The 6098-nt window shown below is 60.2% G+C and carries 4 protein-coding genes and 1 pseudogene; 1 reads left to right on the forward strand and 4 read right to left on the reverse strand.

What is annotated here, in order from left to right:
• Positions 1-180, reverse strand: a pseudogene (locus EKA13_RS25390) (electron transfer flavoprotein subunit beta/FixA family protein); the annotation flags it as partial.
• A gap of 554 nt (positions 181-734) precedes the next feature.
• Here EKA13_RS25390 and EKA13_RS25395 point away from each other — a divergent pair.
• Positions 735-2399 carry an electron transfer flavoprotein-ubiquinone oxidoreductase gene (locus EKA13_RS25395; protein ID WP_065761841.1) on the forward strand — a complete coding sequence of 555 codons (1665 nt, stop codon included), beginning with the start codon at positions 735-737 and terminating at the stop codon, positions 2397-2399.
• 67 nt (positions 2400-2466) lie between these two features.
• Here EKA13_RS25395 and EKA13_RS25400 read toward each other — a convergent pair whose 3' ends face one another.
• The 3 genes from EKA13_RS25400 to EKA13_RS25410 all read right to left on the reverse strand — a co-directional run bounded on the left by EKA13_RS25400 (position 2467) and on the right by EKA13_RS25410 (position 5473).
• Positions 2467-3777 carry an MFS transporter gene (locus EKA13_RS25400; protein ID WP_065761842.1) on the reverse strand — a complete coding sequence of 437 codons (1311 nt, stop codon included), beginning with the start codon at positions 3775-3777 and terminating at the stop codon, positions 2467-2469.
• 77 nt (positions 3778-3854) lie between these two features.
• Positions 3855-4340: a histidine kinase gene (locus EKA13_RS25405; protein ID WP_065761843.1), complete on the reverse strand. Its 486-nt coding sequence runs from the start codon at positions 4338-4340 to the stop codon at positions 3855-3857.
• Positions 4341-4600: 260 nt separating this feature from the next.
• The gene (locus EKA13_RS25410; RefSeq protein WP_083199912.1) at positions 4601-5473 is read right to left on the reverse strand and encodes a hypothetical protein; all 873 of its coding nucleotides are present in this window, start codon (positions 5471-5473) and stop codon (positions 4601-4603) included.
• Positions 5474-6098: the final 625 nt, after the last annotated feature.

A 6098-nucleotide genomic window follows, 5' to 3' on the forward strand; every position in this document is an offset into this window, starting at 1 on the left:
GACGACGATCTCGGTCGCCACGCCTTTTTCCTTCAGGCGTACGGCCTCTTCCACAGCGATCTCGCAGAAGGGGTTCATGGACATCTTGACGTTAGCAAGGTCGACGCCGGAGTTGTCCGCCTTGACGCGAACCTTGACGTTATAGTCGACCACTCGTTTGACAGCTACAAGAACCTTCATGGATTCCTCGTTACTCTCCGGTGAAAAGAATGTCGCCTGGGGCGGGCCCGGCGATTGCGCGTGGGTACAAGGGCACCTCTAAAAACAATTTCGGGCAGGCCAAGCGGAACTGACTGATCAGTCCTTTTTTGACCTTTTATTAGCAAAACCCGTGGGTCATTCTGTGTCGTGGCGTGTAAACTCCACTACAAAGCGGGTTTTGGCTTAACTGCCCTGCTTTTTGCCAGGTTTTAGGGGTGCTCCTGCATCCTACGATCAGCCTACGGCGAGCGTAAAACCGCTCGTATCTTGACCGTAACACCCAATCCGGTCAATACGGCAAACCGGCCAGCTTCAAGCCGCGCCTCTTTGATTTTACTGGCCTGCGGCAAATTCAAACAAACGTTTGTATTGGACCGCGCAAGTGGTGTAGATATAATGCGCGGCCAAGAGAAAGCGGTGTAGTCCGTCATCGCCCGAGCTACAGCGAAGGCATCGCCCCTTACGCCTGATCGGTGACCGCCTGGCACCCGCCAATAAAGAAAAAACGATGAGCCTTGAGTAGGAGAGAACCTGTGGAACGCGAATACATGGAATTCGACGTGGTCATCGTCGGCGCTGGCCCGGCAGGCCTGTCCGCCGCCTGCCGACTGAAGCAGAAGGCCGCCGAAGCCGGTAGCGAAATCAGCGTCTGCGTGGTCGAGAAAGGCTCCGAGGTCGGCGCACACATCCTCTCCGGCGCCGTATTCGAACCGCGCGCACTGAACGAGCTGTTCCCAGACTGGAAAGAACTGGGCGCCCCACTGAATACGCCGGTCAAGCGCGACGACATCTACGTGCTGAAGAACGCCGACAGCGCGGTCAAGGTACCTGACCTGTTTGTGCCGAAAACCATGCACAACGAAGGCAACTACATCATCTCGCTGGGCAACCTGTGCCGCTGGCTGGCGCAGCAGGCCGAGAACCTGGGCGTGGAAATCTACCCAGGCTTTGCCGCCCAGGAAGCGCTGTTCGACGAAAATGGCGTGGTTCGCGGCATCATCACCGGCGACCTGGGCGTCGACCGCGAAGGCAACCCGAAAGAAGGCCTGTACACCCCGGGCATGGAACTGCGCGGCAAATACACCCTGTTCGCCGAAGGCTGCCGTGGCCATATCGGCAAGCAACTGATCAAGCGTTTCAACCTGGACAGCGAAGCCGACGTGCAGCACTACGGCATCGGCCTGAAGGAAATCTGGGAAATCGACCCGGCCAAGCACCAACAAGGCCTGGTAGTTCACACCGCTGGCTGGCCGCTGGACATCATGGCGACCGAAAACACCGGCGGCTCCTTCCTCTATCACCTGGAAAACAATCAGGTGGTGGTCGGTCTGATCGTCGACCTGTCCTATGGCAACGCCTACCTGTCGCCGTTCGACGAGTTCCAGCGCCTGAAACATCACCCGGTACTCAAGCAGTACCTTGAAGGCGGCAAGCGCATCAGCTACGGCGCCCGCGCCCTGGCCAAGGGCGGCTTGAACTCGCTGCCGAAAATGGTTTTCAAGGGTGGCGCACTGATCGGCTGCGACCTGGGCACCATGAACGTTGCCAAGATCAAGGGCAGCCACACCGCGATGAAGTCCGGCATGCTCGCCGCCGACGCCGTGGCCGAAGCACTGCTGGCTGGCAAGGAAGGCGGCGATGAGCTGACCTCCTACGTCGATGCGTTCAAGGCCAGCTGGCTCTATGAAGAACTGTTCGCCAGCCGCAACTTCGGCCCGGCCATGCACAAGTTCGGCCCGCTGCTGGGCGCCGCCTTCAACTATGTCGACCAGAACTGGTTCGGCGGCAAGCTGCCGTTCACCCTGCACGACACCAAACCGGACTACGCCTGCCTCAAGCTGGCCGCCGACTCGACCAGAATCGACTACCCGAAACCAGACGGCAAACTCAGCTTCGACAAACTGAGTTCGGTGTTCCTCTCCAGCACCAACCATGAAGAAGAGCAACCGTGCCACCTGAAACTGGCGGACGCGAACATCCCGATCAAGACCAACCTGCCGCTGTACGATGAGCCCGCTCAACGCTACTGCCCTGCCGGCGTTTACGAGGTGGTGACCCAGGAAGACGGCAACAAGCGCTTCCAGATCAACGCCCAGAACTGCGTACACTGCAAGACCTGTGATATCAAAGACCCTTCGCAGAACATTACCTGGGTCGCACCGGAAGGTGCTGGCGGGCCGACTTACCCGAACATGTAAGCCGCATGTCTAAAAAAGCCCCCTCACCGTTCAGGTCGAGGGGGCTTTTTTGTTGCTCATTGCCCGCTTAACACTGCAACGCCTCGTCGGCAAACACCCCATCGTTTCTGGCGCCAAAATACACCGCCGCGGCTGCACCGACCGTTCCCATGACCAGTGCAAAACCGGCACAGACCCAAGGGCTCCAAGGCATCAAGGCGATCAACATCAGCGGCGTGACACTGGCCCACAGGGCATAGGCGATGTTGTAGGTGAAGGAAATGCCCGACACGCGAATCTGAGCCGGGAACAAGCTGACCATCACCGAAGGCACGACGCCGACCACGCCACAGCTCAAGCCCGCCAAGGCGTAGGCTAACCCGGGCCAGCTCCAGCCACCGATCAGGCTGGCATACAAGCCGGCGATGCCCAGCGGCAGTAACAGGCTGTAGATCGTCAAGGCGCGCCAGGCACCGATCCGATCAACCAGAAGGCCAGCCAGTACACAGCCAATATTCAGAAAGACAATCCCGATGCTGCTCAGAGCAAACGTATGGCCGGCCGTCATGCCAAACCGTTGCTGCATCACCGTTGGGGTGATGACTACCAGCACCACCACCGCCGAGGTCAGCACGCAGGTGAGCAGCACCGCCGGAACCAGCGCCTGGCGATGCTCACGCAATACCGTACGCAAGGGAAACGCCACTGGCTGTTCACGACGCTCGCGCAGGGCCAGGAACACCGGCGTTTCACTCAGCCAACGACGCAGCCACACGCCAATCACCCCAAACACACCACCAAGCAGGAACGGCAGTCGCCAGGCGTAATCGAGTATTTCCTGGGGGCTGAACAGCTGCGCCAGCGCCGTTGCGGTCAGAGCGCCCAGCAGGTAGCCAAAGGTCAACCCCGCCTGCAAAAAGCCGAGGGCATAGCCACGACGCCCAGGGGGCGCATGCTCAGCGACGAACACCCAGGCACTGGGCACCTCACCGCCGACCGCAGCCCCCTGGAAAATGCGCAAGGCCAACAGTAGCAGGGGCGCGAAGTAGCCAATCTCGGCATAGGTAGGCATCACACCGATGAGCAGGCAGGGCAGCGCCATCATCAAGATGCTCAGGCTGAACACCTTCTTGCGCCCCAGGTGGTCGGCAAAGTGCGCCATCAGAATGCCGCCCAATGGACGAGCCAGATAACCAGTGACAAAGATGCCGAAACTTTGCAGCAGGCGTAGCCACTCTGGCATCTGCGGCGGGAAAAACAGCTGGCTCAGGGTCAGGGTGAAGAACACGAAAATGATGAAATCGTAGATCTCCAGCGCGCCGCCAAGGGCGGCCAGGCTGAGGGTCTTGTGGTCGCTACGCGACAGCCGCAGCGGGCTCACAGGGTGGGAGGCAGTCATGGCAGGTCCGTGGTCGAGAAACAGTCGACGCGCATCCTGGCGCGCGGGGCAGGCGCAAGAGGATAGCAAAAACAGTTTCAGGATTGCCGGGAAAAGACCGTCGGTCCCAGGCTGGAGCCACGCCCGATATGCTTGGGCACGCTGGCACTGCCTCCAGGGCCCGGCAGACGTGCGATCACCATGGGGGCGTCGATGATCGCCATGAACGCCTCCAGCGACTCGTTGTCTGGCACCCTCGGCAGCCTCACGCTCACCGCCTGGCGCTTCCCGGCGGGCACAGCGGGAATTTTCAAATGCTGCGATTCATAGAGCAAGGCGTGCTGGACCTGCGCATGAACACGGCAAAAGCGCTCCAGATCAACCCCCGCATGGCTGGCCAGGTCTATATTGCCGATCAACAGGTTGAAGGGCTGCAACGCATTCTGCACCAGGTGCTGCAACTCTTCGAAGGTGCGCACAGGCGCGATCCGGTAATAGCCCATGCCATTGAGCATCTTCTCCAATTGCAGAAGTTGCGTGGGGTGTTCATCGGCAATCAGGATTCGCAGTGCTTTGTTTGGCATCATCAACGACCAAGGTTGAGGACTGAGTGACAACTCCTTGACCATTACAGCGCCGGTGTTCAATGGCTGGCTATGGCGAGCACATCGCCAAATGATGGGTCTGTATTGATAGAAGTCGGGAAACCCGAGGAAATCAAGTCGACACCGCCCGATACCCAGTCGAGGCATCCTCCACCCCGTTGGACGAGCGACAACCGATACTGCGTTAGACGATTACGGCCTGAAGACTGCCTGGGCATGAAAGCAGCGAAGATCGGGCTCTACTCCTGGGAAGCGGCAAACAGCCACTCATCGGCAACGGACGCCGACGCCTCGACATAGCGTGATCGAGCCTTGGATTTGCGACTGCTGATCCTCGACATGCATGCACACTCCGGGCACCAGTGCCTGGCCCTGATGGTTGCCAGCGGGGCATGCCAGCTATGCCCGCGATCACACAGCCAATGAAGCTTGGTACTGTTGTTGACGTACGTCGTGGACAGGCATTGCCCGCCACGCGCCTGCGCCTCCCGCTGAGCATCACGAATGCTCAAGCGCTTGGCATCATGGACGCACACCGTGCACCAGGTTCCGCGAAGAAGCCGCTTACCCGTCGCACGCCACTCGTGCCCCTTTGCGCAACGCATGAGGTAGCGGGCAGCGGACCCCTCATAGCGATCGGCCAGGCAAACGCCGCCCCGCTCTGCCGCCTTGCGCTGCAACCGCGCCAGGCCATCCCGTAGACGATACTCGACCACCTTACGCAGCCGGGCACATTCCGGACACCAGGTGCGCCTCAACACTTCATTACCCACCGACGCCCACACATGCCCCTGGGCGCAACGGAACGCGTAGGCCTGATGCCCACCCGCGTAGACCTCGGCCAGGCAGACTCCACCGTGCGAAACAGCTACCTGCTGCAACCTGAGCAGACCATCCTTGCGGCGCATGCGCTGGCTGTGTTTCTCGTGCCCGCAGGTCGGGCAATTGGCACTGCGCAGCACGTGAGATCCCTTGCGGCGCCATTCATGCCCCTGCGGGCAACGAAAGCGGTGCATTGCATCAATGCCCAGCCACGCCGACTCCAGGCAGGTCACACCCGCGCATTCGGCCCGGGCAAACAAGCGCCGATCACGATCCTGTGCCACACACACCCGACACCCTCCTGACCGCGGGCTCGAAATGACCAGAAGCGCCCTGCTGAACACGTGGTTGCGACTGCACCGGAACCGATACGCGGCCTCCTGGCCTCGCCACTCGCGATCCAGACACACAAGCCCCAACCGCTCCACCGCCGCACGAAGGCGTGGCAAACGCTGAAGCAATGGGTTGTCATCCCACTCGGCTGCGCTGTGCTTGACCCCATCATCCAAAGCAATCCCTCCGGCAAAAAACACTTGATCCCTCACCTGGCTTTTCTGGCCGTACTTCACTCACGCCCGTATTTTTTTGCGCCCCGACTGTCGCTAAAGGTCAACACCTGAGAGCCGTGCCCAGGCGACTGAAGGCCTGACCGAATCGCACGTGATGGGTGGTTGCAAACAGTCCCTGTCCTTTTTGCAGTAGCAGTAAACGGCATGCTCGCGCCTGCCGTAGCGCCTCGAATACGAAGGGTTCGAACGCTAGCAGATGGCCTTCTGGAGGGATGTAGGACGCTTCCGAAAGTTGTTACAAGGCCGCTGCCGCAAGCTCCGCCTCACGCTCAGCGATAGCCGCTTCCAGCTCAGGCGAGCGCTTGGCCCACTGTTCGGGTGGCAGGGGTTTTGACCATTCGCTGAT

Origin of the sequence: Pseudomonas defluvii (assembly GCF_001695625.1) — a bacterium.
Taxonomy (GTDB): domain Bacteria; phylum Pseudomonadota; class Gammaproteobacteria; order Pseudomonadales; family Pseudomonadaceae; genus Aquipseudomonas; species Aquipseudomonas defluvii.

Coding starts and splice junctions, on each gene's coding strand:
- EKA13_RS25400 (WP_065761842.1), bottom strand. CDS start 3,777: ATGACTGCCTCCCACCCTGTGAGCCCGCTGCGGCTGTCGCGTAGCGAC.
- EKA13_RS25405 (WP_065761843.1), bottom strand. CDS start 4,340: ATGCCAAACAAAGCACTGCGAATCCTGATTGCCGATGAACACCCCACG.